This is a genomic window from Paenibacillus sp. FSL P4-0127 (assembly GCF_038007325.1).
GTDB classification, from domain to species: domain Bacteria; phylum Bacillota; class Bacilli; order Paenibacillales; family Paenibacillaceae; genus Fontibacillus; species Fontibacillus macerans.
This window is the reverse complement of the sequence record NZ_JBBOWY010000002.1, coordinates 1,319,201-1,344,020: the sequence shown is the minus strand read 5'-3', so window position 1 is coordinate 1,344,020 and position 24,820 is coordinate 1,319,201. Positions and strand designations below refer to the sequence as shown.

23 protein-coding genes, 1 pseudogene and 1 riboswitch are annotated in these 24,820 nt (G+C 51.9%); of the genes and pseudogenes, 6 read left to right on the top strand and 18 right to left on the bottom strand.

The window, feature by feature from the left end; genetic code table 11:
* Nucleotides 1-105: 105 nt before the first annotated feature.
* The 9 genes from NYE74_RS32360 to mqnC form a co-directional block, all read right to left on the bottom strand.
* Complete coding sequence (locus NYE74_RS32360) at nt 106-1,719, bottom strand: S1C family serine protease (RefSeq protein WP_316561461.1); 1,614 nt, start codon at nt 1,717-1,719, stop codon at nt 106-108.
* Nucleotides 1,720-2,066: 347 nt separating this feature from the next.
* Nucleotides 2,067-2,726: a response regulator gene (locus NYE74_RS32355; RefSeq protein WP_155621213.1), complete on the bottom strand. Its 660-nt coding sequence runs from the start codon at nt 2,724-2,726 to the stop codon at nt 2,067-2,069.
* Nucleotides 2,723-3,766: a sensor histidine kinase gene (locus tag NYE74_RS32350; RefSeq protein ID WP_036624871.1), complete on the bottom strand. Its 1,044-nt coding sequence runs from the start codon at nt 3,764-3,766 to the stop codon at nt 2,723-2,725. The genes NYE74_RS32355 and NYE74_RS32350 overlap by 4 nt, the downstream gene beginning before the upstream one ends.
* Nucleotides 3,767-3,770: 4 nt before the next feature.
* The gene (liaF, locus tag NYE74_RS32345; protein WP_270618884.1) at nt 3,771-4,763 is read right to left on the bottom strand and encodes a cell wall-active antibiotics response protein LiaF; all 993 of its coding nucleotides are present in this window, start codon (nt 4,761-4,763) and stop codon (nt 3,771-3,773) included.
* Between the two features lie 177 nt (nt 4,764-4,940).
* Nucleotides 4,941-5,114 carry a hypothetical protein gene (locus NYE74_RS32340; RefSeq protein WP_196427587.1) on the bottom strand — a complete coding sequence of 58 codons (174 nt, stop codon included), beginning with the start codon at nt 5,112-5,114 and terminating at the stop codon, nt 4,941-4,943.
* A 138-nt stretch (nt 5,115-5,252) separates the two neighbouring features.
* Nucleotides 5,253-5,939 (bottom strand): 3D domain-containing protein, encoded by a 687-nt coding sequence (locus NYE74_RS32335; RefSeq protein ID WP_276323229.1) that lies wholly within the window; start codon nt 5,937-5,939, stop codon nt 5,253-5,255.
* 286 nt (nt 5,940-6,225) lie between these two features.
* Nucleotides 6,226-8,166, bottom strand: a complete 1,941-nt coding sequence (gene thrS / locus NYE74_RS32330) for a threonine--tRNA ligase (RefSeq protein ID WP_124331694.1) — start codon at nt 8,164-8,166, stop codon at nt 6,226-6,228.
* Between the two features lie 510 nt (nt 8,167-8,676).
* Nucleotides 8,677-9,585, bottom strand: coding sequence for a putative sporulation protein YtxC (locus NYE74_RS32325; protein ID WP_036624875.1), 909 nt, complete (start codon nt 9,583-9,585; stop codon nt 8,677-8,679).
* A gap of 116 nt (nt 9,586-9,701) precedes the next feature.
* Nucleotides 9,702-10,838: a cyclic dehypoxanthinyl futalosine synthase gene (mqnC, locus tag NYE74_RS32320; protein WP_036624876.1), complete on the bottom strand. Its 1,137-nt coding sequence runs from the start codon at nt 10,836-10,838 to the stop codon at nt 9,702-9,704.
* A gap of 185 nt (nt 10,839-11,023) precedes the next feature.
* On the opposite strand from mqnC, the gene NYE74_RS32315 reads away from it, so the two are divergent.
* Nucleotides 11,024-11,209, top strand: coding sequence for a hypothetical protein (locus NYE74_RS32315; RefSeq protein ID WP_270618853.1), 186 nt, complete (start codon nt 11,024-11,026; stop codon nt 11,207-11,209).
* Nucleotides 11,210-11,360: 151 nt separating this feature from the next.
* Here the strand turns inward: NYE74_RS32315 and NYE74_RS32310 are convergent, their stop codons facing one another.
* From NYE74_RS32310 to metA, 3 genes are read right to left on the bottom strand one after another with little or no spacing between them, the layout of a single operon-like run.
* Nucleotides 11,361-12,551, bottom strand: a complete 1,191-nt coding sequence (locus NYE74_RS32310; protein ID WP_124331696.1) for a trans-sulfuration enzyme family protein — start codon at nt 12,549-12,551, stop codon at nt 11,361-11,363.
* Nucleotides 12,544-13,740 carry an aminotransferase class V-fold PLP-dependent enzyme gene (locus NYE74_RS32305; RefSeq protein WP_124331697.1) on the bottom strand — a complete coding sequence of 399 codons (1,197 nt, stop codon included), beginning with the start codon at nt 13,738-13,740 and terminating at the stop codon, nt 12,544-12,546. Before NYE74_RS32305 ends, NYE74_RS32310 begins: the two co-directional genes overlap by 8 nt.
* Before the next feature lie 16 nt (nt 13,741-13,756).
* Entirely contained in the window at nt 13,757-14,692 is a 936-nt protein-coding gene (metA, locus tag NYE74_RS32300) for a homoserine O-acetyltransferase MetA (protein ID WP_124331698.1), read from the bottom strand.
* Between the two features lie 113 nt (nt 14,693-14,805).
* Nucleotides 14,806-14,933, bottom strand: a riboswitch (SAM riboswitch).
* A 483-nt stretch (nt 14,934-15,416) separates the two neighbouring features.
* On the opposite strand from metA, the gene corA reads away from it, so the two are divergent.
* Complete coding sequence (gene corA / locus NYE74_RS32295) at nt 15,417-16,352, top strand: magnesium/cobalt transporter CorA (protein ID WP_124331699.1); 936 nt, start codon at nt 15,417-15,419, stop codon at nt 16,350-16,352.
* A gap of 405 nt (nt 16,353-16,757) precedes the next feature.
* Here corA and NYE74_RS32290 read toward each other — a convergent pair whose 3' ends face one another.
* Nucleotides 16,758-17,762 carry an HRDC domain-containing protein gene (locus tag NYE74_RS32290; RefSeq protein WP_036624883.1) on the bottom strand — a complete coding sequence of 335 codons (1,005 nt, stop codon included), beginning with the start codon at nt 17,760-17,762 and terminating at the stop codon, nt 16,758-16,760.
* Nucleotides 17,763-18,022: 260 nt separating this feature from the next.
* Here NYE74_RS32290 and NYE74_RS32285 point away from each other — a divergent pair, with 260 nt between their 5' ends.
* Nucleotides 18,023-18,331 (top strand): DUF3055 domain-containing protein, encoded by a 309-nt coding sequence (locus NYE74_RS32285; RefSeq protein ID WP_036624885.1) that lies wholly within the window; start codon nt 18,023-18,025, stop codon nt 18,329-18,331.
* A 630-nt stretch (nt 18,332-18,961) separates the two neighbouring features.
* Nucleotides 18,962-19,168, top strand: a complete 207-nt coding sequence (locus tag NYE74_RS32280) for a helix-turn-helix domain-containing protein (protein ID WP_082208085.1) — start codon at nt 18,962-18,964, stop codon at nt 19,166-19,168.
* Nucleotides 19,169-19,817: 649 nt separating this feature from the next.
* Here the strand turns inward: NYE74_RS32280 and NYE74_RS32275 are convergent.
* Nucleotides 19,818-20,495, bottom strand: coding sequence for a lactate utilization protein (locus NYE74_RS32275; protein WP_270618855.1), 678 nt, complete (start codon nt 20,493-20,495; stop codon nt 19,818-19,820).
* A gap of 112 nt (nt 20,496-20,607) precedes the next feature.
* Here NYE74_RS32275 and NYE74_RS32270 point away from each other — a divergent pair, with 112 nt between their 5' ends.
* Both NYE74_RS32270 and NYE74_RS32265 read left to right on the top strand, forming a co-directional pair.
* Nucleotides 20,608-21,273 (top strand): Crp/Fnr family transcriptional regulator, encoded by a 666-nt coding sequence (locus NYE74_RS32270; RefSeq protein WP_036624888.1) that lies wholly within the window; start codon nt 20,608-20,610, stop codon nt 21,271-21,273.
* Between the two features lie 158 nt (nt 21,274-21,431).
* Nucleotides 21,432-21,753: pseudogene (locus NYE74_RS32265) on the top strand (transposase); the annotation flags it as partial.
* Between the two features lie 125 nt (nt 21,754-21,878).
* On the opposite strand, the gene NYE74_RS32260 reads toward NYE74_RS32265, so the two are convergent.
* Genes NYE74_RS32260 through NYE74_RS32245 form a run of 4 tightly spaced genes read right to left on the bottom strand, consistent with a single transcriptional unit; the run spans nt 21,879 to nt 24,671 of the window.
* Nucleotides 21,879-22,739 carry a 5'-3' exonuclease gene (locus NYE74_RS32260; RefSeq protein ID WP_124331701.1) on the bottom strand — a complete coding sequence of 287 codons (861 nt, stop codon included), beginning with the start codon at nt 22,737-22,739 and terminating at the stop codon, nt 21,879-21,881.
* Between the two features lie 35 nt (nt 22,740-22,774).
* Nucleotides 22,775-23,137 carry an arsenate reductase family protein gene (locus NYE74_RS32255; RefSeq protein ID WP_036624892.1) on the bottom strand — a complete coding sequence of 121 codons (363 nt, stop codon included), beginning with the start codon at nt 23,135-23,137 and terminating at the stop codon, nt 22,775-22,777.
* Nucleotides 23,134-24,105 carry an RluA family pseudouridine synthase gene (locus NYE74_RS32250; protein ID WP_036624893.1) on the bottom strand — a complete coding sequence of 324 codons (972 nt, stop codon included), beginning with the start codon at nt 24,103-24,105 and terminating at the stop codon, nt 23,134-23,136. Before NYE74_RS32250 ends, NYE74_RS32255 begins: the two co-directional genes overlap by 4 nt.
* Entirely contained in the window at nt 24,102-24,671 is a 570-nt protein-coding gene (locus NYE74_RS32245) for a cob(I)yrinic acid a,c-diamide adenosyltransferase (RefSeq protein WP_124331702.1), read from the bottom strand. Before NYE74_RS32245 ends, NYE74_RS32250 begins: the two co-directional genes overlap by 4 nt.
* Between the last annotated feature and the right edge of the window lie 149 nt (nt 24,672-24,820).

The window sequence follows — 24,820 nt, the reverse complement described above, 5'->3', positions numbered from 1 at the left end:
ATCTCTCCTTATCTATACAACTCGCCTTACCTTATTGTACCAAAAGAGACGGCAGGCTTTAAACCTGCCGCCTCGCAAGCGCTTGGGCCATAAATGGCCGATCGATTACTCCACGTTCGGGTAATTGTTTTTGTCGCCGATCGTGACTTGAAGATCGACATTTTTTCCGTCGCGTACGACGTTCATGGTCACTTTGGCGCCAACCTGCTGCTTCTGGATAAATTCGATCAGTTTTTCCTTCGTGGCGAATTTAGTTCCATTTGCCCCGACGATGATATCATAAGGGCGCAGGTCGGCCGTGTAAGCAGGCGATTTGAAAACGACATCGGTCACGATCGAGCCTTCCTTTACATCGGTGCCCATCTGTTTTGCAACTTCATCGGTCATTGTCATCAGCGTGGCTCCGATGAACGGTTCCGGTTTTGCCGGAATTTCCTCGTTGTTTTTCAATTTGTCCAGCACTTCTTTGATCGTGCTGCTCGGAATCGCAAAGCCGATACCTTGGGAATCGGTGCTGACGGCGACGTTAATGCCGATTACTTCCCCGTTCAGGTTGAGCAGCGGACCGCCGGAGTTCCCCGGGTTAATCGAGGCGTCGGTTTGCAGCAAATGCTCGTACTCCCGGTCCTTTTCGCCGTTTTCGCCAGGAATCGTGATGGGTCCGCGTTCCTTCGCGCTCAGAACCCCTGCCGTAACGGTGTGGTCAAAGCCCTGCGGGTTGCCGATGGCCACCAGCCATTCGCCGACCTGCGTACTGTTGGAATCGCCCAGCGGAATCGACGGAAAATTGCTGGTTCCATCGATTTTCAGCACGGCCAAATCAAGGTCGTAGCTGGAGCCGAGCACTTTCGCTTCATACGGTTTGTCCGTGCCCTGCACAGTGACTTGGACCACATCCGCACCGTGAATGACATGCTCGTTTGTCAAAATGTAGCCCGTTTTATCGAAAATAAACCCGGAACCAATTCCGGTCGGTACCAGTTGGCCGGCCCCGGAAGAAGAGCCTCCATTACTGCTGTTCCCCCTGCCCGAACCGAAGGAATCGCCGAAGAAGTAGCGGTAAAACGGATCATTGCTGTAAGGATTCGAATTGCTGCTTTGCTTGCTCGAATCCGTCAGCGTTTCAATTTTGACCACAGCCGGGCCAGCTTGATTAACAACGCTGGTTACGTCTCCCGAACTCGTGACCGGATACACTACGTTCGCCGCCTTGCCCGCTGAACCGTTGCCGCTTCCTTCCGTCGTTGTGCCGGACGCAGGCGCGGTCGTTGTCGCCGCCGCTTGGTTCGATGTAAACAGGTTTTCGCGATCGGCGAACACCATGGCTCCGGTCACGATCAGCATCCCGGCCAGAACGCCGGCGATCACGGAACGGAACGATTGTTTCTTCGGCGGCTTGCTGTACTGCCAGTTGCCCGCGCTTTTAAGGGTCGGCACGCCGCGGCCGCCGTCCCCGTTCGAACCGCCGGACGCCTGCGCCGAAGAGCGGTAGTCATGCATCGGAAGCGGCTTTACCGGCTCCGGCCGGGTGATTTCCACTTCCTCCGGCTGACGGCGCTCATAGAAGCGGTCCTCTCCGGATCCTTCGTTGTTTTTTCCATAGGATTGAAAAGGTCCGTAAGAGTAATAATATGAAGAGCCCGACTCCGGAGATTCCTGTCGCTTATCGCCATGGTTGTCTCCAAAATTTTGGCCTGGTTTGTTTTTTTGATCGTCCATCTATGTTTACCTCCTTCCCCTGTTTCCAGGGGGTGTTGTTTTCATATTTTTATTTTGTACCAGGAACCTTAAGGGTACCTTAAAAACAATTAAAAAGGAGATAAAAGCTATAAGTCCGTATAAGTTGAACGAATTTGAAATATTGTTGGGGATCGCAAAACTTAAAGGCAAAAAATGCCCTTATACCTGGACTACCTGTCCATTTGAGAGAAATAGAGGCAATTGATGCCGCTATTTTCAAAGCCCAGCCGGGGTTCGCCGCTCCAGTAGCTTAGAGCAATTACCGGCTGCCAAATGGCGATTTTCGGGTCGTTTCCATATCCATATCCGGGGAAGATAAAACAACCTTACTGACGGGACGCCCAGCCCTGCCGGTGGGCATGAATGGCTAGCTGTGTGCGGTCGTCCAGCTCGCATTTCATCAGCAGGTTGCTGACGTGCGTTTTGACGGTTTTGATGCTGATATGCAGCTCTTCGGCGATATCCTTGTTGGTTTTGCCTTCGGCAATGAGCAGCAGCACTTCCTTCTCGCGCTCGGTGAGCCCGGAATCGTCCCCCTGCACGGTACGCTGGCGCAGCCCGCGCGTCAGCGCCTGGGCCACGTCTCCGGTCATGACCGGCATCCCGCGGTAAGCTCCTTGCAACGCATAGATGAGTTCTTCGGCCGAGACCGTTTTTAAAACATAGCTGACCGCTCCGGCTTCGACCGCCTGAACGACAAGCTCATCCTCCAAAAAGCTGGTCAGGATGACGATCTTGATCTGCGGGTAGCGGCTGAGTACCGCTTTGGTCGCCTCCGCGCCGTTCATGACCGGCATCATTAAATCCATCAAAATGATGTCCGGCAAGCCGCCGGGAATGCCTTGCTCCAGCAGTTCGACTGTCGCTTCGCCGTCCCCGGCTTCGGCCACCACCTCAAAGCCCGGGTCCAGCATCAAATAGGTTTTCAGTCCCATTCGCACCATATCATGATCATCGACGATCATGACCCTGATTTTGCTGCTCATTCGCGGCTTCCTCCCTTACCTTCCTCAAATTTCGGGATATGCACCCGAATGGTCGTGCCCGCTCCCGGCTTGCTGATCACCTCAACATGACCGCCAAGCTTTTCGGCGCGCTCCTTCATCGTCGTGAGCCCGTAAGAGCCCTGCTTCTGCGAGGTGCCGCTGAAACCCTGTCCGTCATCGCTAATGCCGAGCACCACCTGGCGCGGCCCTTCGCGAAGCGACAGGCTGACCAAATGGGCCCCGGCATGTTTGACAATGTTGGCCATGGCTTCCTGAATGATCAGAAACAGCTGATGCTCTTTCGCTTCCGACAGCTCCCCCTGAAGATCCAGGTCTTTGATTCCTTTCAAACCGTTTTGCCTGCAGTAATCCGGAAACCACTGATCCAGTGCCTCCGCCAGCGATTTGCCGACCAGCTCCATCGGCCGAAGTTGGGCAATCAGCGCCCGCATTTGCTTTTGCGCCGTATTCGACATCTGGATGAGCTGTTCCAGCACCGTATGAGCCGCGGGCGCATTGCTTTCCAGCACTTTGGGCAGCGAGGAAGCGGCCATGTGAATCGCGAACAGCTGCTGGCTCACCGTATCGTGCAAGTCTCGGGCCATGCGTCTTCTTTCTTCCAACACCGCTTTTTCGGCCGCCTGCTCCTTTTCCATGACTTCCTGCTCCCCAAGCTGCTGCAGCAGTTGCATTTTCGTTTCCATGGAATCGACCATTTCATTGAATTCCTGATAAACACCGGCAAACGTCTGATCCGCCGTTTCGGGCATCCGAATCGACAAATTGCCTTTGGCCACCTGCAGCATGTTTAAATGAAGCAGATCGATTTTCCCCTGAATCCGCCGGCCAGCGATATAGCCGATGATCAGCGTAAACACCACAATGCCGGCAATGTCGTAAATCCACACGTGGGGGTCGCCCACATGAATCACTCCGGTTTTGGAGCCGATGTAAAGAGCAGCCGCCGTCAATCCTCCCGTAAGCAGAAAATAACACAGCAGCTCCCATTTCGTATTTTTTAAAATACGCTGTACGATCATCCGCCTAACCCACCATATTCACTTTAACGTCGCCGATAAACACGCTGACGACCAGCTTGATTTTTTTGCTCGCTTCCCGGTAATACGGGGATTCGGCGGAAACGCTGCTCATAAATCCGCCCTGCTTCTGCTTCAGCACCTTCAAATCGCCGATAAAGGCGCTGGAAGTGGCCATGATGCCGATATCCATATCCTCCGGAATGAATATCTTGACGTCGCCGATAAAAGACGAAACGTTGATTTTTGTCTCCCCGTACGGAATTTGCGCCTTTGTCAAATCGATAACCGTATCCCCGATAAAATGCGAGATGTTCGTTGGCCGCAGCTGAAAATAATCCTGCCCCAAATGCACGTCTCCGATAAATCCCGATTTATTGACCACTTCACCCTTGTCGCTGTCCATGCCATAGTAATGATCGTATTTCGGACGTTCCTGCTTCGGACGTTCCTGCTTCGGACGCTCCTTCTCCTGCGTGGCTTCCTTCTTGGCCTCTTCCTTCTCCAGCGAACCGAAAATCGAATCCAGCGGCGACTCCATTTCCGGATGAAATGCCGGGGGCGGGGGCGGATTCAGCGGCGACGGCGGCGGAGGCGGAAATTGCTCATGGCGGCGGCGGTGCGGATGCGGCGGAAATCCCTCGCGGCGGCGGTGTGAATACCGCGGTCTGAAAATGAGGCAAATCCCGCCGATAATCAGCGCAAGCGGGAAGAAATACTTAAAGAAGTCCCCCGGATCGAGCGATATATATCCCAAATTACTGCCAAGAAAATAACCGCCGATCAGCAGCAAAATCAGGCTGCCCGCCAGTCCGCCGCCGTGCCGGTTGCCCGAGGCCAGGCTCGTCAATCCGGCAAAAATCAGAAACACCGGCCAAAACGTAGAGAACAGATAGCCGATGCTAACGTCGGTTATTCCCATTTGGTTGAGCAAAAACAAGGCCCCGATACCAATGAGCAGCAACCCGCCGATCAGCCTGCCGAACCAATTGTGTCTCATCATGTTTCCCTCCATATCTCAAGCAAACTCTGTTAATGATAGTGTACAACAAGCTGCTGAAGGAGGACAGCGGCGGGAGAAGTAAGCTTCTCTCGGTCTCCGGACCGAGGAAAACACCAAATATTTACATATAAAAAGAGCACCCGATTTTAGGGCGCTCTTCGCTTAGTTGCTTAACTATTGTTGTTGTTGTTGAGTACCGCTTACAGGCGTAGTTGCATTGCGGGAAGCTTTAGCCTTTTGGGCAACGGTTGCAGTGCTTTCCTCAGCAAATTCTTCGTTAAACTTCTCGTTTGGTGTTTTGTAACCAGGAGAAGCCGCACGTTTTTGATTTTGATTTTGATTTGGCATGAATTTCACCTCCCTCTCCATAACAGAGCGGTTTGTCACCGCCGGGTGCGATGCGGTCCTCGCGAAGGATGACCACATCGGTTATTATGCGACAGGCGAAGTAAAATATGCGGACTGGAGCAAATTGTTAATCCGCTGTTAAATGGCCTTGTTCCACAAATCTTCCGGGATTTCCTTGCTCACTTCCATCGCTTTGCCAAGCTCTTTCAGCATCGCTTCCGTCAGTTTCCCATTGCCTTTCCGGACGATCTGCACTTCGACTTCCTTCTTGCCCCATTCTTTATATACTTGCTTCGTTGTATCGAAATACAAATCGATTTTTTTTCCTTTGATGGCGGAACCTTTATCCGCGACGACCCCGTATCCGTAGCCCGGAATATATAAAATGGTGCCGATCGGGAACACCTTCAGGTCGGCCGCAATGGTCGATACCGTATCCTTGTCCCGCCGTACCTTGACTCCCGAATACGTTATGCCGTACTGCGGATGGTTGGGCTTTTTACCCGTGGATTCATAGCCCGCGGTATATCCGGTAGCCAGAACCCTGACCGTCTTGACGGTCTTTTGTTTCGGTTCGGGCTTCGTCTCGGTTTTTTGCACGTTTAACATCAACTTGTGCCGGTAATGAACGGCCCGGTTTTGCCAACCGGCGGGTGTCCGGGAAATTCCGGCTTCCAGCCACGGCGCATGACTCCGGTATTGATATACCGCCTGATTCGCCCCGGCAATCCCGTGCGGCGGAACATCCGCGGCGAGCGTAACGGTCAGCAGCACTCCTAGCATCAAGCACTTGCCGATATGTTTCCAGATATAAATTTGGCGCATGAGAAAACCTCCCCCTTATCCGAAGGTTTTCCACATGCGCCTCAATTTATACGTGAGCGGCTTTTGATCACGAAGTAAATTCATGAAGTTTATACGGCGTCGAATCTTGAATTCAGCCGGGTGGGGCATATGCTTTCGAAGCATGTTTCCTACGGAAACATTTTAGTTGCTTTACGTAGGATCCACCTACGCTCCGCTACTTTCGTCCCTGGCTTCAACCGACCAAAACGTTTTGGAAAAACGCACAACGGAAGCACATGCTCCGGTGCTGAAAAGCCGCCCTTTATTATATCGTATGGTTGCGGATTTCGTCCTGCAGCTTTGCGATCACTTCATCCAGCGCTTTGGCTCCAAGGTCGCCTTCGCCGCGTTTACGCACCGATACGGTGCCGCCGCTTTGCTCGTTTTCGCCGACGATAAACATGTACGGCAGCTTCTCGAGCTGGGACTCGCGGATTTTGTACCCGAGCTTCTCGTTGCGCAGGTCGCTTTCCGCCCGAATGCCGGCGGCCCGCAGCTTGTCTTCGACTTGGCGGGCATACGCGTCGAAGTTTCCGGATACCGGGATGACCTTCGCTTGCACCGGCGCCAGCCAAAGCGGCAGATTGCCGGCAAAGTTCTCAAGCAGGAAGGCGGTAAACCGTTCCATCGTTCCGAGAATGCCGCGATGCAATACGACTGGACGGTGTTTGGCCCCGTCTTCGCCGACATATTCCAGCTCAAACCGTTCCGGGAGCAGGAAGTCGATTTGCACCGTCGACAGTGTCTCTTCCTTGCCGAGCGCGGTCTTGATCTGCACGTCCAGCTTCGGACCGTAGAAGGCCGCTTCGCCTTCGGCTTCGAAGAACGGAAGTCCCGCTTCCTCTACGACCTCGCGAAGAATCCGCTGCGCTTTGTTCCACATTTCATCGTTTTGGTAATATTTCTCCGTATCCTGCGGATCGCGGTAGGACAAACGGAACCGGTATTCCTTGATGCCGAAATCGTTATAGACTTGGGCGATCAAATCCAGCACGCGCTTGAATTCATCTTTGATTTGGTCAAAACGGCAGAAAATATGGGCGTCGTTGAGCGTCATCGAACGGACCCGGTGCAGTCCGGTAAGCGCTCCGGACATTTCATACCGATGCTGCATGCCGAGCTCGGCGATGCGGATCGGCAAATCCCGGTAGCTCCGCAGATCGCTTTTATAGACCATCATATGGTGCGGACAGTTCATCGGGCGAAGAATAAATTCCTCGGTGTCGATGGCCATTTTCGGGAAAATATCGTCCTGGTAATGCTCCCAGTGCCCCGAGGTTTTGTACAGGTCGACGTTGCCGAGCACCGGAGTATACACGTGCTGATAGCCAAGCCGCTCCTCGATATCGACGATGTACCGTTCCAGCGTCCGGCGCACCGTCGCCCCCTTCGGCAGCCAGATCGGCAAGCCTTGTCCGACCAGATTGTTGAACGTAAAGATATTCAGCTCTTTGCCCAGCTTGCGGTGATCCCGTTTTTTCGCTTCCTCCAGCATATGCAGATGCTCGTCGAGTTCCGCCTTTTTCATAAACGCGGTGCCGTAAATGCGCTGCAGCATTTTGTTGTCGCTGTTGCCGCGCCAGTAAGCCCCCGCGACGCTCAGCAGCTTGAACACTTTGATTTTGCCCGTCGAAGGCACGTGCGGCCCCCGGCACAGGTCGAAAAACTCGCCTTGATCATAAATCGAGATGACGCTGTCTTCCGGCAAATCGCGAATAAGCTCCAGCTTGTACGGATCGCCCAATTCGGTGTAAATCGCCAACGCTTCTTCGCGGCTGACTTCGCGCCGGGAAATCGGCAGATTTTCGCCGATGATGCGCTCCATCTCTTTTTCGATTTTCTGCAGATCCTCCGGATTCAGCGGATGCTCCAGATCCATGTCGTAATAAAAACCGTCCTCGATGACCGGACCGACCCCAAGTTTGACCTCCTTGCTGCCGAACAGCCGCTTCACCGCTTGCGCCATCAAATGCGCGGTGCTGTGGCGCATAATCTCCAGGCCTTCTTTGGAGTCCCCCGTAATGATTTCCACCTTGGCCCCGTCAATCAGCTTGGCGCTCAAATCGACCGCCACGCCGTTTAATTTCCCGGCCAGCGCGTTTTTGCGCAGCCCGCTGCTGATCGAAGCGGCCACATCCTCCAAACTGCTTCCTTCCGCGTACTCCCGGACCGACCCGTCCGGCAAAGAAATGGATACTGCTCCCATCGTCGTTTCCTCCCTGTTTTCGTAAATAGTTTTAAGGTCTTCCGGAAACGGACAAATCAAAAAACGCCCGTCCCGGCAAAGGGACGAGCGTTATACCCGTGGTTCCACCCTCATTCGGCTTATTCCGCAGCATCCGCCAGCGGCGATAAACCCTTAATTCGGCATTGTGTAACGGCAATGAACCGGCATTCCTTAGTACCGTTAATCATCATAAACGAAAAACGGCGGACATGAATCCGCGCACTTGGGGTTCGGGAACGCAGCTACAAAGGGGTAAACCAAAACCGAATCCGGAGGGAATTCCAGCCCATGTTCCCTCTCTCTGCACCTTCAGGCATTTTGGTTCATGTCTTTGTCATCGCTTTTAGCTTGAACATCATTATAATGCTATCCCCGCCGGCTCGTCAAGATTTTGCCGGATCCCCCTTAAGTGCGAGTTCAAAAAGCCGGATTTTCAGCACCAAAGAGTATGCTTCCGATGTGCTTTGTTCAAAACGCTTTACCTCTTTATTATGTGCCTTGATCCAGGCGGCGGACCTCACGGTGAAACAGCTTGCACTGCGGACAGAGAAGGCAAATTTCCACGCGCTCGCCAAAAATTTTCGCCAAGGTTTCAATGACCTGCGCCCCCGGGTCCTGTGTATGGATCAAAATGCGGTCCGGGGAAAGCGAAATCAGCGTGCTGACGATAACGTCCTCCATTTCCATTTCCTGATCGGCGATTCGGGCCACCACTCCGCCCGAGGACGGAAGTTGGATCGGTGAAAATTGCTCGTTTAAAATCGCGAATTCATGTCCTTGCTTATGCATCAAATGGACGAGCGGCGTCAGCGGTTCCTGAAAATAAACAAAATACTGCAGCAAACTAATAAACTCCTCATACTGCTTATCCAGCAAATACTCGTCCACCGCGAAATCGGCGGCTTCCCGCAGACTGGCCTCGTACTCCTTCAGCCGGAAGGCGGCAAAACCGTCAAGATGCAGATGCTTTTCGCTGTGCAGATATTCCCGCAGCGCAGCGCAAACCATCTGAACCCGCCTTTCCGCCGGACAGGTCTTGACTCCGTCTCTGGGCTGCTCCAAAAGCTCGCGGCAGATGTTCTTCACGATTTCCATTTCCTCGCGCGAAGTCCACTCATATTCCCGGTTCAAAATCCGTCCGAGCAGCTCATCCTCTTTCACATGCACGACATACTTGGCTAATCCCAGCGATAAAAGGTCGATCAGTCGTTCCGGTTTGTTTTCTCCCGCCGCCCCCGGCAGGTTGACCACAGCCTCCATCGTTCCGCCCGAAACCTCGCTCAGCGTGAGCACGGCCCGCGGAGAGTGCAGACTGCTTACGGCATCATGCAAGTAACCGGCGAACCGGTTTTGCGCTTCGGCCTCAGCGGCTTTGACCCGTATCGTAAAAAAATCCATGAACCTGTCCCCCTTCCGCTTCCTTCTCCAAGTATATGGCGGGAAGGAAACGGATATACGGAATAGGTTCATGGAATGAAAGGCAGTTTTGCCAATAGCCTGCCAGCTTATGCGGATTAATTTTGCATAATAAAATCGCGTTCGACCGTGGCTTCTTCGTCAAACACCCGCAATATTTCGTATTTCGTATTGCGCTGCGCAGGAGTTTTTCCGGCCTCGCGGATGATTTGCAACGTCGTTCCGATGTTGACTTTGTAAGTTGCGCCTGCGGACGAGACGACATTCTCCTCGATCATCGTGCTGCCGAAATCGTTGCAGCCGTATTGCAGCGACAGCTTCCCGACTTCGGGGCCCATCGTCACCCAGGAAGACTGCAGATTTTTGATGTTGTCGAGCACGATCCGGCTGATCGCCACCGTTTTCAGGTACGATTCCGGCGTCTGTCTTTCGGCTTTCAAGTTCGTGTTGTCCGGTTGGAACGTCCATGGAATGAAGGCCAGGAAACCTTCCGACGGGTAGCCGTTTTGAATGCACTCGTCCTGCGCCTCGCGTACGCGCAGCAGGTGCAGCGCCCGCTCCTCCATCGATTCGCCGAACCCGATCACCATCGTCGCGGTCGTGTTCATGCCGATTTTATGCGCCGTCTGCATCACGTCCATCCAGTCTCTCCAGGAGCCTTTCAGCCGGCTGATTTTGCGGCGGGTGCGGTCGTCCAAAATTTCCGCGCCGCCGCCGGGCAGCGAATCGAGGCCCGCGGCATGAATTTCGCGGATCACCTGTTCAAGCGACAGTCCGTTCGACACTTCTTTCATTTTCATGATCTCCGCCGGGGAGAAGGAGTGCATCGTGATATCCGGGAACCGCTGCTTGATCGCTTTCAGCAGGTCCGTATAATAGCTGAACGGCAGATTCGGGTTCGTTCCGCCCTGCATCAAGATTTCCGTACCGCCCACGTCGATCGTTTCCTGGATTTTTTGAAAGATCACCTCATCCGGCAGGACATACCCTTCCTCCGAGCCCGGACGGCGGTAAAACGCGCAAAAACGGCAGTACACGTCGCAAATATTCGTGTAATTGATGTTCCGCCCGATGACGAATGTCGTCACCGGTTCGGGATGCTTCCGCTCCATCAGAATGTTGGCCGTGTGCCCCATTTTTTCCACTTCAGCGGATTCGAACAGACGGACCGTGTCCTCCAAATCCAGGCGTCCGCCCTGCAGCGCCTTGTTTAATATATCGTCGATCGCAGCCATATCACTGCCTCCCTACAACTAAAAATGAGATAAATAAAATCGTGAAAAATTAAACATTATGGTTTAATCGTAACATAATCATGGGCAGAAAAACAGCACCCGTGTTGAGCGAAGGCCGGATCGGAAGAACGGTTGAAGAACGGTTGAAGAACGATCGGGAGAACGGTTGGAAGAAGGACGGCCTTATGGAACCAACTGCAAAAGTGCAGTTGAAAAAGGCTAAAACCTGGTTGCCTGAGCCTGAGAGAGGAGTCCAGCAAAATATAAGGGCAACAAAGGGCGTTATTCCGGCGGTATCCGTCCATTTGAGAGAAATAGGTACAATTTATGTCGCTATTTTTTCGAATGACAAGGAAATGACCGCGTTCTAGACCTTTAATAGGAAAATAAGTACCAAAAATGCCGCTAATGGGAATGAACATGCCTGAGTCCGGATAATAAGTACATAAAATGCCGTTAACTTTCTTACCAAAAAGCAAGCACCCGGCCAGGATGACCGGGTACTGTGGGGGAAAACAAACATCAGCTTCGCTGAAGGGCGCGGTCCAAGTCGGCGATCAGGTCGCCGATATCTTCAAGACCGACGGAATACCGCAACAGGCCGTCGGTAATCCCGCGCTCGCTGCGTACTTCCTGCGGCATCGAGGCGTGGGACATCATCGCCGGATACGACAGGATACTCTCGACGGCGCCGAGGCTGACGGCGACGATCGGCAGCTTCACTTCGCTCAGCAGCCGTTTCGCCCGCTCGCCGGAGCCGACGTCAAACGAGACGACCGCGCCGTAACCGGCCGACTGCTTCTCCTGGATCTCCCGGCCTGGGTGATCCGGCAGGCCGGGATAAAAGACGGCGTCGATGTCGCCGCGCTTGCTCAGCCAATCGGCCAGCTTCCGGGCGCTGATTTCGCTGTGGGCCATGCGGGCGCCAAGCGTCTTCATGCCCCGCATGAGCAGCCAGGAATCCGACGCGCCAAGCACGGTGCCCATGCCGTTTTGCAGGAATTTAAGCCGCTTCGCCAATTCCTCGGTGCGGGCCACCGCCAAACCGGCCAGCACGTCGCTGTGGCCGCCCAGGAACTTGGTCGCGCTGTGCAGCACGATATCGGTTCCCAGTTCAATCGGCCGCTGGTAATACGGGGTCATGAACGTGTTGTCGACGATGCTGATCAAATCATGCTCGCGGGCCCAGGCGGAAATTTCGGCGATATCGGTGATTTTCAGCGTCGGATTCGACGGCGTTTCCATATATACCGCTTTGGTGTTGGACTTCAGGGCCGCTTTCACCTCGTCCGGCCGGGTCATGTCGACGAAGGTCGTTTCGATGTTCATCCGGCTTAAAATGTTCGACAGCAGCCGGTATGTACCGCCGTACACATCCTCCGTCACAATGATATGATCGCCGGCGGACAGCAGCATAAACGTCGTGGAGATCGCCGCCATTCCGCTGGAGAAGGCGAAGCCTTGCACGCCGCCCTCCAGCAGCGCGATATAATCCTCCAGCGCCTGCCGCGTCGGGTTGCCAGAGCGGCTGTAATCATGCTGCGGAGGATTAAAAATATCGTGATGATGAAACGTCGAAGCCTGATAAATCGGCACGCTGGATGCGCCCGTAGCGCTGTCGACCTCGCTGCCGAAATGAATCAGCTTCGTGTCGAATTTTTTCCCCAAATTCCCGGGTTGAGCCGCCGCTTCGTTATGATCCTGTTTACTCATGTTTTTGTCCCCCTTCGACTTCGATCCGCGCCGCCTCCAAAGCCTGTCCCAAATCGGCGATCAAATCGTCCTCATGTTCAATGCCTACCGAAAAGCGCAGCAGACGGTCGTCAACGCCCACCGCTTCGCGGATTTCGGCGGGAATGTCGGCATGGGTCTGCACGGCGGGATAGGTCATCAGCGATTCGACACCGCCGAGGCTTTCCGCAAACGCGATCAGCCGCAGGTTGCGAAGCACCGGCTCCACGTAGCCGGCGTCCGTCACTTTGAAGGAGAAAATTCCCGTGTTGCCGCGGGATTGTTTGTTCTGAATCCCGTATCCCGGATGATCCTCCAGCCCCGGGTAAAACACTTCGGCCACCTGCGGATGACCCTGCAGGTATTTGGCGACCGCCAGGGCGTTGCTTTGATGGCGCTCCATGCGCAGGGCCAGCGTCTTCATGCCGCGCATCAGCTGATAGGAATCGGACGGGCTCAGCACCGCGCCGATGGAATTGTGCAGGAACGCCACCTCCTCGGACAACTCTTTGCCCTTGGTGACGATCAGTCCGGCCAGCACGTCGTTGTGCCCGCCCAAATATTTGGTCGCGCTGTGCACCACGATGTCCGCTCCAAGCTCCAACGGCCGCTGAAAATACGGCGTAAGCAGCGTATTGTCCACGATCGTCAGCAGGCCATGCGTATGAGCCCATTTGCCGACGGCCTCGATGTCGGTCACCATCATCAGCGGGTTGGTTGGCGTTTCGATAAACACCGCTTTGGTGTTCGGCTTGCGCACGCTTTCCAGCGCGTCCAGATCGTTCGTGTCCACATACGAAGCCGTCACGCCGTATTTGGACATGATCCGTTCCAACAGACGGTAGGTCCCGCCGTACAGGTCGAGCGATACGATCAGATGATCGCCCTGGGCAAACAGGGTGAATATCGTTTGCAGCGCCGCCATGCCGGAGCTACAGGCAAACCCCGCATCCCCGGCTTCCAAAACGGCCGCCGCGTCTTCCAGCACTTTGCGGGTCGGGCTTTTGGTCCGGGCGTAATCGAAGCCTGTGCTTTGACCGAGCCGCGGATGCCGGAACGCCGTCGCCTGATAAATCGGGTAATTCACCGCCCCGGTCACCGGTTCCTCCACGGAACCGATTTGCGCCAGGACGCTTTCGATGCGCCACTCTTGCTTGTTGTTCTCTCCCATCTGTTATCCCTCCACTTCAGATCTCATACATAATTTCCGCCGCTTGATCGATATCATACGGCGTTTCCTGATACACATAGTAGTTCAGCCAATTGGAAAATAATAAGTTTGCATGGGCGCGCCAGGACGAAACCGGCTGGCGGGACGGATCGTCTTTCGGGAAATAGTTGACCGGCGGATCGACTTCCATTCCTTTGGCTATGTCTCGTTCATACTCCCACTTGAGCGAATCGGGATCGTATTCCGAATGTCCGGTCACGAAAATCTGTTTGCCGTCCCGGCTGGCCACCAGGTAAATTCCGGCTTCTTCGGATTCGGCCAAAATCTGCAGCTCGGGCACCCGCTCGATGTCGGCGCGCTCCACATCCGTATGACGGGAATGCGGCACCAGGAACATTTCGTCGAAGCCGCGCAGCAGTTTGACGCGCGGATCGTTGACCGTATGGGAGAACACGCCGAAGCATTTTTTCGGCAGCGGGATTTTCCGCACGCCGTAATGATAGTAAAGACCGGCCTGGGAAGCCCAACAAATATGCATGGTGGAAGTGACGTGGGTTTTGCTCCACTCGAAAATTTCTTTGAGCTCTTCCCAGTAATTTACATCTTCAAATTCCAGCTGCTCCACCGGAGCGCCCGTAACGATCATGCCGTCGAACCGGCGGTATTTGATTTCGTCGAACGTCTTGTAAAACATCTCCAAATGCTCGGCCGAAGTATTTTTGGAGGTATGGGAGCTCGGGTGGAGCAGGACGATTTCAACCTGCAGCGGCGTGTTGCCGAGCAGACGCAAAATTTGCGTTTCGGTCGTTTCTTTGGTCGGCATCAGGTTCAGGATCGCGATCCTTAATGGACGGATGTCCTGATGATAGGCCCGGCTTTCGTCCATCACGAAAATATTTTCGTGGGTCAGCACTTCTTTGGCCGGCAGATGGTCCGGTACTTTAATCGGCATAGGGGGTTCACTCCTTTAGAAGTTAGTCGGAAATCATATCGATTCGAAAGTCGGCGATAACAAGAAAGACCTCTCTCCGCGGGAGAAAGGTCATTACGTTCCAGTATGCGCCTCTCTCATCTCTCAGAATCCGCCAAGCATCGCTTGAAATCGGTTCTGCAAGAATTAGCACCGCTGCGATCAAAGATCGCCGGTTGCCGGGTTTCATCGGGCTAGTCCCTCCACCTGCTCTTGATAAGATTTCGCTGTATTTAATTGGGGTTCGGAGCTGTTGTTCATGAAGCGTTGCTCCTTGAAATCACTTTAATGTAAATGCTGCCTTCCGTCAAGAACTTAGGAGAAAAATCACACTGTTTTTTCATGTACGGCTTTCGTCCCGGTGCATAATATACTTTTGGGTTGAAACATTTCCGATCGCAGCGTTATACTAAACAAGTGCTTAGAGGCTGTTCGGCCTTGAAGCGGACTGAATGTTTCAATTTTGAAAAGTTGCGAGGTGAAACCGAGAATGGAAGGCGACCCGAGTTCGCAGAGGACAACCCGGAAATTACAATCGCATAGGAAATTGATCAGCTGGGTGCTCAAGGACCGAGATGGGCACTTCCGTTTCCCGGTGTTTGGCTAAACGCCTCTTTCGGTGCGGCCGAATGCAGCGGTCTCTTTCCTATGCTCTAACCAAGAGCAAACCCTGGATTCATCCCCAGGGGAAAGGGAGTGAAAGCATATGAAAATCCGTCATGTTAAAGAAGGCGTATTTAACGCTGTAGAGGACGTTGAACTGACGACAACCCCGCCGGAGGAAGGCTTCTATTGGATCGATGCCGACGTGGACGATCTGGCGCTGCTGCAGCCGCTGTTTTCGCTGCATGATTTGGCCGTGGAGGACTGCCTGACCGAGGAAGAGCAACGTCCGAAAATCGAGACATACGACAACCATTACTTTATTGTTGTGAACAGCATCCGTTATGATGACGAAGAGATTTTTCTGCGGGCGCTGAACATCTTTTTGGGACGGCATTACATCATTACCGTAACCAAGCAGAAAATCAACGAGCTGCGGGCGGTCAAACCGATTTTATGGGAACAGGAAGTAAGCGAACCCGACCGTTTTCTGTATCTGCTGATCGACCTCGTGGTGGACAATTATTTCATTGTCGGCGACCGGATCGAAGTCAAGATCGAAAAGCTTGAGGAAGACATTCTGATGCATACGAAACGTTCGCACTTGAACGAAATCATCGGGCTGCGAAGCGAAATTTTGTGGCTCAAAAAGGTGCTTGGCCCGCAAAAAGAAGTCATCAATATTTTAAATAAAAAAGATCTGCGGCTGATCGACGACCAACTGCAGAAATATTTCAGCGACATTTATGAAAACGCCGTGAAGATATCCGAAAACTTCGATACGTTCCGCGAACTGGTCGGCAACTTGCGCGAGGCCTACCAGTCCGCCATCGCCAACCGGGCCAACGAAATCATGCGCGTGTTTACGGCGATTACGACGATTTTCATTCCGCTGACGCTGATCACCGGCATCTACGGGATGAACTTCGACAACATGCCGGAGATCCATTCGCAATACGGCTATTTTATCGTTTTGGGCATTATGCTCGTGCTTGGTTTGGGCATGTTTTATATTTTCCGGAAGCGGGATTGGATTTAGGGGCAGAGCGGTGAAGAACGGGATTACGAGAAATATTTGGGCCTACGATCGCTGTTGCCGCTAGGATTCTATATAAGTTGAACTAATGATTGCACAGATGGGGCAGACGGGTGAAATGTTCTTACGATCGCTGTTGTTCCCGGATTTCTATGATTGTATAAATTCAAATATGGTAGAAATCCGCTCGCAAAGGCGGCCACTGCCGTTTCTTCAGAATCATTTCACCCTCTTGCCTATTCTTCACGCTTCTTTAATTCAACTTATATAGACAATACTGAAGCGGCAAGGCAAGCGCTACCCGCTTCAAATTTTCTCTCCATCCCGTAACACCGCTCTTTTGGTATGAAGGTCAAAGCGCCGACATGGAAGTTAAACCATGTTCGGCGCTTTTTTATATGGGGACAATCACCCCGCGTGGCGGGCGCTTTCGCGGTGGCGGCGGTAGCGGAGGCGGATCAGGCGCAGCCGTTCGTAGAGCAAATCGAGATTTGCTCCTTCCGGTGTTTCGGCGCCGTAAACCTTCTGGAGCACCGGCTTAAGAAAAGCGTCGCCCAGTTCCTCGTAAGCCTGCCAAACCGCGATTTGCTCCTCTTCGGGCATCTCCTGCAGCTCGGCATCCACCAGGGAATCGGTATCGTACCCTTCCTTTTCCAACGATTCAAGCAGCTCCAGCGCCTCCCTCCGCTCGATGCCGGCCCGGGAACACATGTCGTTTAAGCTTGAACCTGCGGCCAGGGATTCAAGCAACGAGCGGCGAACGCTGAATTTTTCCATCTCCGCGCGAAACTTGACTTCCTTCTGCTTATATAGCCAGGACCGGAATGTCTCATCATCGATCTCCCGCTCCACCCAATCCAGCGGAAAATCATGGGTTCGTTCCGCTTTCTCCGTAATATCCAGCACCTCGGCGCCAAACTCGGCGGCTTTGTTCTCGCCTACGCCCGGAAGCTGCAGCAGTTCCTCGGCCGTATGCGGCAAAAATGTGCTGATCATGCGCAGCAGCCGATTGCTCGCGATGAGATAGGGCGCTTTCCGGTCGGCGGCGGCCTTCTTTCTACGCCATACACAAAGCTCGTTATACACAGGCTCGTTTGCGTTCAGCTCGCTGTAACAAATCAATTTCTGAGCCGCCATTCCCCGCCCTCTCAGCTGCTCTTTTTCATCCCAGATTCCCTCCATGACGGGGCGAAATCCCTCCCCCAGCTTGACCGCCAGACGATGGCGGTAAACGTGAAGCATTTCCGACCAGGAAGCCCCTTCGTACCACAAATGCTCCTGCTCCCCGTCCGCGGTCAATTCGTTCCAGCCCATCCGCCATTGCCCTTCCTCTTCGCCGATCCAGACCTGGGCCTCGGTCATCAACGCGCCGTTTCTTTTCTTCTCCAAACTGTTCAAAAATACGATCCGCATAAGCTTTCTCCTCCTTTAACTTCAGCTACGCGGAGGAACCACCCTGATGTTGGCGGAACGCAAAAAGCACCCCTCCTGCGGTTATCGCAAGAGAGGTGCTTCCTCCAGACGTATACTGTTATTCCTAATCATACCATATTCAATGAGACTGTCAATAGACGACACTGCTATTATAAGATTAATCCTTTTTCCAACGGTCCGGCTTTTCCTGTATAATTAACCAAAAAGACATGTAACCACACCCACAGGAGGCATAAATGATGAGCCAACCGAACCCGCATAAAGATTTGGACTTTCTCTCCGACAGCACCGAGGATACCTCGACCCGTTTCGTCACGTTTATCGGGAGCTCGCTGCGTCGGTTCGATCTCGCCGTCACAACGACCAACCGCTTTTACGGCAAAAAGCTGGTCACGGATTTGCAATCCGGCAAAACCGCCATCTTAGGCACGGATGATTTGGATGAGGAAGGCTACCTTGAACACGTCTACGGCCTGGACGAAGAAGAAGCCGAAGAAATGCGCTCGTTTCTGTATCAGGTGGTTGGCGACGCTTATTTTACGGACTGATGCCACAAAGGTTTCATCTTTACAAAAGCCAAACGATTCTTAACTCGAATGAATGGACCAATTTCCGGTCAGACGGGACAGCAGAACCACGACTTTCTGCCGCTTTATTGTCTGGTCCGACCGGAAATGTCCGTTGGAAGTAAATTGCATAAAATTTCAAATTTATGTTACCGGAAATTCACCTTAGCCAAAAAGAAGTTCTTCCTTTGCCACGTATACTTCCATCATCATTAATGCCGCAAGCTGAAACCCATTTACGAGAAAGACTTACACATGATAGATTAAATGTGCAGTCTGCCTTTCAGGCAGTTGCGGGGAGGAAGTGGCGATTTCTTTTGCGAGGAGGCGCCGCTTCCTTTTTACTCATGATCATCCAACTTCTCAATCTTACGCTTACAGTCTCATTTTTCGTAAGCCGTACTGTAAGGCGGATTTCTTTCGGATTTTCCGAAAAAGGGTGCTCAAGTTTTTTTACGATATTTCACCTCCATATTTAACTTGAATTTTATATCGCCTAATGGATACATTTTGATTGTATATCGATTAGACGATACAGTCAATCATGTTTTCATAACGGACAAGAAAGCGTATAATTTATGTGATGAACTCTACTCGGAAGTTGGTGGCATTTTGCCAGTTGTCGTTAAACTCAAAGAGATTCTAGCCGAACGCAATATGTCTCAGCGTGAATTAGCAAGACTAACAGGACTAAGACCAAATACCATAAGCCATCTTTGTTCCAAAGAAGTTGACAGGGTACATCTCAGCACCTTTGATGTGATTTGTAAGACTTTAAACATCAGCTTGAGCGAACTTCTTGTATTGGAAGATGGCTAATCATACTGGATAGGGATGACTCAGGGGGAGCATTATCGTTTCCTACCTTTGGTGCGGTATTTAAGCCCTCTTTCCCCTACTGTCATCCTGACTTCGTTGAAGTGAGAATTTCCTCTAATGAACTCGCTGAATACAGGGCATTTTCTGTTTCTTTACCAGTTGCTATCCTCAGGCATTTCTTTCGAGTCAATCCGGTTAATCATACCAAGGATGTAATCTTCTTTTCATTGGTATAAATGGGGAGTAGGGGATGATAAAGCAACCAGACTCTTAAATATTTAAAACTCCTTTTTTAGTCTGCTTCTGTTCAAAAAAATAAAGCTGTCTCCATCCTATTTTTAGGCGTGAAGTATATGTAGTTATAAAAAACTCCCTTACTCCTAGAACGACTAAGGAGAGGGGGTTATGAGGTCTGACAAACCTTTTTTAAGATATTTGAAATTAGAATATTGAACATTTTCGAGATACAACTATTTAGTTAGCGGGGGAGCAATTACCTCAAATAAGGGATTTGGCCAGCAGTATTTCTCGCTCAAGCAGCGTTGCACAACCAGTGGATTCATTTGGTGTCACCTTGACACTACCATCATCTGCCAAATGGCGGATTTTTTTATATGCCGTTTGGCAGCTATTAAACTACAATCCTTATTCAAAATCCCAAAGATTCACCAACGAGGATAATCTTTATTCTCCCCGCCGGTCTACACATTCTTGTTTGGACGATGTAAGAACAGATGCAATCATCTGTTTTACAATCTCCGCAAGCACCATTGATCAAGCAGGGCGTTTTTTGCGGCGAATGTAAAAATGGGCTGGACGAATACGAACAGCGGTATACATTAATGGGGGCCGCATATGTTCTGGCTCTTATAACTGCGTCTTCAGCGGTCTTGCAAACCTTATTCATCCCAACGATAGCAACAACACTTTTCGGTCCAAAGGTAATCGCCGCCGTTCGATTGCCCACACTGTCTATATTGACCAATATGCCATCTTCGCTAACGGCGTTAAAACTCGTTAAATAGGTGTCGCACAAAAGAGATTGGCGCATGAGGTCATAACGTTCCTTCATTGTTTGCGCTTTATCACGATCAGTGATTATATAGCTGCCTTGACGTACTCGATTCAGAAGCCCGATTTCTTCAAGCGTGACTGACCCGCCCCATGATACCGAAGAATGTTCCGGAATAAATGATAGTGCCTTTTCTACAGCTTCTATGGCGTTATCACAGTAATAAGCCTCAAACTTTCTGCTTTGCAGATTTTTAATAACCTTTGAGGCTAAAAGTCGATTTCTCGCTTTTATTGAATTTTCTTTCTCTTGCATTGTTTTTCCTCCATTCTGACCTTAGAAAAGGTGACTAACTTTTTGTGTATTTATGATTAATATAGTATAGTAAACAGAAAAAGTATGTTGCACATGCAACGAGGAGTCTTTCATGAACAACTTAGATTCCCTATGTCAATCACGTTTATTTTCGGGGATTTCCCCATATGATATTCCCCAAATGCTTAAATGTCTGTCAGCCACACGGAAAGAATATGCAAAAGATGAGATGGTTGTCCGTGAGGGCGATTTAGTTGATGATGTCGGCATCATATTGCAGGGTAGCGCTCAAAGTACGAAATTGAGCGTCACGGGAAAACAAATTATTGTATCTCTCCATTATCCGGGTGGATATACCGCAGTTTTAACAGCGGCTAGCCGTGGAAGAAGATGCCCTATGTCAGTACAGGCAGTAGAACCGCTTGAGGTTCTGTTTATTCCTATCAAAAGCATATTGAGCCGTTGTACGAAGTTATGTATGGCACACGAACAATTACTTGGCAATCTTTTTGATAGTATTGCAGAACGAGCGTTAGAACTGCATGACCGAAATGATTGTCTGATTATGCCTACTATTCGGGATAAGGTCTTAACTTATTTAACAAGAGTTATGCGTGAAACTGGAACAGAAACTTTTACTATTCCTTTTGATAGAGAAGCGATGGCCGAGTATTTAGATGTAGATCGAAGTGCTTTATCCAGAGAGCTTGCATGGATGAAGCGGGACGGCTTGATTGACTTTTATAGAAACGAATTTAAGCTATTGCAAAAGCAGTAGAAAAAGATTTTCACTAACCGGCAAGCAGGGAGGGCGTCCCTCTCTTCATTTCGTCAAACAAAAAGAAACCGCTCTCTGGTAAAATGGAGGTACCACCCAACCATAAACCAGAAGGAGACGGTTTCTTTGTATATTCAATATACCATGGATCAACTTACCGACATTACCGAAGTGCCGGCTGTGAGGACTGTCCACTAAAGCCGCAGTGTAACAAAAGCCCAAGGTGATCGCGAGATCAAAGTTAGTATGAAGTATTTGCGGCTAAAGAACCAGGCAAGACAAAAGCTCCGCAGTGAAGAAGGTTATGCCCTGGCCGTAAGGCGCATGATCGAGCCGGAGCCTGTGTTTGGCCATATGAAGAACAATCGAGGCTTTAAAAGTTTCCTGCTTCGAGGTTTACCAAAAGTAAGTCTGGAGATCGGGTGGCTTTCCCTTGCCCATAATCTGCTCTTAAAAAGCTGCCGTGGACGCCAAAACTAAGGAGCTAAGCGAGAACAGACTGCTTAGCTCCTTAGTTTTTTTACGAATACCATCCTAATTTTATTGCTGAGGGTGTTCCAAAGTTTACTTTTGGGACACCCTCTTGCAAGCATTTCTTTACGATTCTAACCAATCATTTTCAACAAAGAGGTAAACCGGTATTTTTCAAACAAGTCCGCCGCCGCGTCCGGGTTCACCGTCCACAAGCATTCTTCCAGCGAGCATTCGATCGGCACCTCGATATTAATCCGGGCGAGCGTTCTGGACAAATGGAGGTTGTCCAAGTCGGCCTCGATTTTGGCTTTAACGCTCTTCGGCAAATGCTCCAAATTGTCCAGAATCCCGTCGATGGATTTGTATTCGGCCAGCAGCTTTAACGCCGTCTTTTCGCCGATCCCCTTCACTCCGGGGTAGTTGTCGCTGGTGTCGCCGGTAAGACCCTTCATCTCGACCACCTGGAACGGCTGAATTCCCTTGTCCTCTTTTAAGAAATCCAAGTCGTACACCGCATAATTGGATCTGCCCTTCTTCATGATTACGACATGAATGCGTTCCGACACCAACTGCAGCATATCCTGATCGCCGGTAAGAACATAAACATGACCGAACACGCTTAACCGGTTGGAAACCGTGCCGATGCAGTCATCCGCTTCGTATCCTTCGAGTCCGATATTGGGGATGTCGAGCGCGGCTACGATGTCTTTGACCAAAGAAAACTGCGGCACCAGGTCTTCCGGGGCTTCGGGACGATTCGCTTTATAATCCGCGTGAAGCTCATTGCGGAACGTTTTGCTGCCCATATCCCAGCAGCATAGGACGTGCGTAGGGTTAAACGTATTTACCGCGTCGAACAGATATTGCAGGAATCCGTAAATCGCATTGGTCGGGGTGCCGTCCGCCAGACGCCTGGCACTGTAGGACTGGGCAAAGTAGGCTCTGAAAAGCAAGGCCATTCCGTCAACCACAAGAATTTTATGTTCGCTCATGAAAAATATAAACCGCCTTCCTCAAAAGCATGGAGCTATTTGCCCCATACCTGCTCGTATTGTTCTTCCTTGTACCCGACCGTGACCGTTTTTCCGTCCGTGACGATCGGCCGCTTGATCAGCATGCCGTTCGAAGACAACAGCGTTATCTGCTCTTCCCTGGACATGCCGGACAGCTTGTCCTTAAGTCCCAATTCTTTATAAACCTCGCCGCTCGTATTAAAAAACTTCTTCAATTCCAGACCGCTCCGCTCCACCAACTCGGCCAGCTCAGCCTCGCTTGGCGGGTTCTCCTTGATGTGCCGCAAATCAAGCTCGTGGCCTTTGGACTCCAGCCATTTAATCGCTTTGCGGCATGTGCCGCATGGCGGATATTGATAAACCAATAATTTGCTCATATTGAACTTCCCCTTCCGTTTCGCAAAAGATCGTACAGCGCCTGCATATCCGCAGGCAGCGGCAGCGTGAAATGGAGCAACTCGCCCGTAAGCGGGTGGACAAAGCCCAGTTCCGAGGCGTGCAGCGCCTGCCGGCCGATCGCTTCGTCCCACCAAAGCACGGCCTCCCGCTCCTCTGGTCCGAGCAAGTCCAACCCCGGCATCCGATAAAATTTGTCGCCGATCAGCGGATGGCCGATCGAGGTCATGTGGACGCGGATTTGATGCGTCCGCCCCGTCCCGAGCCGGAGCTCCACGAGAGAGCCCGCCTGCCGGCCATCAAGCACCTTGTAATAGGTTTGGGCCGGATAGCCGCTCTCCGTGACGATCCGCCGGTGCGGCTCGGCCGGATCGCGGTCGATCGGCCCGTCGATCATCCCCTCCGGCTCCGCCGGCCATCCGTGCACAAGCGCAGTGTATTTCTTCGTCACCTGCCCGGCGATCAACTGCTCGGAGATATGCTGGTGCACGTAGGCGTTTTTGGCGATTGCTAGGAGTCCGCTCGTTTCCTGATCCAGCCGATGCACCGGACGAAACCGGAATTTTTCGCCTTTTTCCTGCCAGTAATGCACGACGCCGTTGGCGAGCGTGCCGGTGTAATGCCCGTGCGTCGGGTGGACGATCACGCCGGCTGCCTTGTTCACGACAAGCAATGCCTCATCTTCATAAACGATGTCAACAGGCATCGGCTCCGGCAAAATATCCTCTGACGTTTCTTTTTCCAGTGTGATTGAAACCGTATCGCCGGCTTTGACCGGCACGCTGATGTAAACTCTTTCGCCGTTAAGCTGCACCCCGCGCTCGGTCAGCTTGATTTTGGACAGCAGTTTCCGGGATACGCCCAGCCGGCGCTGCAGCACGCTTTTGACCTGCCAGCCGTCCTCGCGTTCGGTGACATGATAGGTGATCGGATCGTAATATTCGGTCATGACTTGTTGCCGAACACCTTCCTGCCGCGGGCGTATTCGATGTCGGAAACGTGCTGCCGGGCATTGGCGGTGCGGGCCGCCGCGAAGAAATAATCGGACAGCCGGTTTAAGTAGGTTAACACATGCGGATTCACTTCCGTGTGGCGGCTTAAGGTGACCGCGCGGCGTTCCGCGCGGCGGCAGACGGTACGGCAAACATGCAAAGCCGAAGCCAATTCGGTTCCGCCCGGAAGGATGAACCTTTCCAGCGGCGGATTTTCCGCTTCGTACCGGTCGATCCACGTTTCCAGCCGTTCCGCCAGCTGTGCCGCCACTTTATAGCGGCTTTCGGACAGCTTGACATAGGCCAGATCCGAACCGCAGTCGAACAGTTCCTGCTGAATCTCCACCAGTTGTTCCCGCAAATCGGAAAACAGCTCCGGTCCGGCCAAACTCGCCGCTACCCCGACAAAGCTGTTCAGTTCATCGATCGTACCGTAAGCTTCAATCCGGTCGTCATCTTTGTCCACTCTGCCCCCGATGACCGAGGTTTGCCCTTGGTCTCCGGTACGCGTGTAAATTGGCATTGGTACTCCTCCCATTCGCTTCGAGCCGCATATAGATCTCGAATATAGGTCTCACATATAGATCCGGAAAATAGGTTTCACAGATAGATATCGCATATAGATATCACATATAAGTCTCGCATATAGGTCAGCCGTTCTATCGGAACTTG

Bases quoted from the DNA above. Each gene is read 5' to 3' on its own strand.
- NYE74_RS32325 (WP_036624875.1), bottom strand. From the start codon at position 9,585: ATGGATTTTTTTACGATACGGGTCAAAGCCGCTGAGGCCGAAGCGCAA.
- NYE74_RS32310 (WP_124331696.1), bottom strand. From the start codon at position 12,551: ATGAGTAAACAGGATCATAACGAAGCGGCGGCTCAACCCGGGAATTTG.
- NYE74_RS32355 (WP_155621213.1), bottom strand. From the start codon at position 2,726: ATGAGCAGCAAAATCAGGGTCATGATCGTCGATGATCATGATATGGTG.
- NYE74_RS32275 (WP_270618855.1), bottom strand. From the start codon at position 20,495: ATGCAAGAGAAAGAAAATTCAATAAAAGCGAGAAATCGACTTTTAGCC.
- NYE74_RS32350 (WP_036624871.1), bottom strand. From the start codon at position 3,766: ATGATCGTACAGCGTATTTTAAAAAATACGAAATGGGAGCTGCTGTGT.
- NYE74_RS32290 (WP_036624883.1), bottom strand. From the start codon at position 17,762: ATGCGGATCGTATTTTTGAACAGTTTGGAGAAGAAAAGAAACGGCGCG.
- NYE74_RS32360 (WP_316561461.1), bottom strand. From the start codon at position 1,719: ATGGACGATCAAAAAAACAAACCAGGCCAAAATTTTGGAGACAACCAT.
- NYE74_RS32305 (WP_124331697.1), bottom strand. From the start codon at position 13,740: ATGGGAGAGAACAACAAGCAAGAGTGGCGCATCGAAAGCGTCCTGGCG.
- thrS (WP_124331694.1), bottom strand. From the start codon at position 8,166: ATGGGAGCAGTATCCATTTCTTTGCCGGACGGGTCGGTCCGGGAGTAC.
- metA (WP_124331698.1), bottom strand. From the start codon at position 14,692: ATGCCGATTAAAGTACCGGACCATCTGCCGGCCAAAGAAGTGCTGACC.
- liaF (WP_270618884.1), bottom strand. From the start codon at position 4,763: ATGAGACACAATTGGTTCGGCAGGCTGATCGGCGGGTTGCTGCTCATT.
- NYE74_RS32270 (WP_036624888.1), top strand. From the start codon at position 20,608: ATGAACAACTTAGATTCCCTATGTCAATCACGTTTATTTTCGGGGATT.
- NYE74_RS32285 (WP_036624885.1), top strand. From the start codon at position 18,023: ATGAGCCAACCGAACCCGCATAAAGATTTGGACTTTCTCTCCGACAGC.
- NYE74_RS32245 (WP_124331702.1), bottom strand. From the start codon at position 24,671: ATGCCAATTTACACGCGTACCGGAGACCAAGGGCAAACCTCGGTCATC.
- mqnC (WP_036624876.1), bottom strand. From the start codon at position 10,838: ATGGCTGCGATCGACGATATATTAAACAAGGCGCTGCAGGGCGGACGC.
- NYE74_RS32335 (WP_276323229.1), bottom strand. From the start codon at position 5,939: ATGCGCCAAATTTATATCTGGAAACATATCGGCAAGTGCTTGATGCTA.
- NYE74_RS32255 (WP_036624892.1), bottom strand. From the start codon at position 23,137: ATGAGCAAATTATTGGTTTATCAATATCCGCCATGCGGCACATGCCGC.
- NYE74_RS32340 (WP_196427587.1), bottom strand. From the start codon at position 5,114: ATGCCAAATCAAAATCAAAATCAAAAACGTGCGGCTTCTCCTGGTTAC.
- NYE74_RS32250 (WP_036624893.1), bottom strand. From the start codon at position 24,105: ATGACCGAATATTACGATCCGATCACCTATCATGTCACCGAACGCGAG.
- NYE74_RS32315 (WP_270618853.1), top strand. From the start codon at position 11,024: ATGGAACCAACTGCAAAAGTGCAGTTGAAAAAGGCTAAAACCTGGTTG.
- corA (WP_124331699.1), top strand. From the start codon at position 15,417: ATGAAAATCCGTCATGTTAAAGAAGGCGTATTTAACGCTGTAGAGGAC.
- NYE74_RS32260 (WP_124331701.1), bottom strand. From the start codon at position 22,739: ATGAGCGAACATAAAATTCTTGTGGTTGACGGAATGGCCTTGCTTTTC.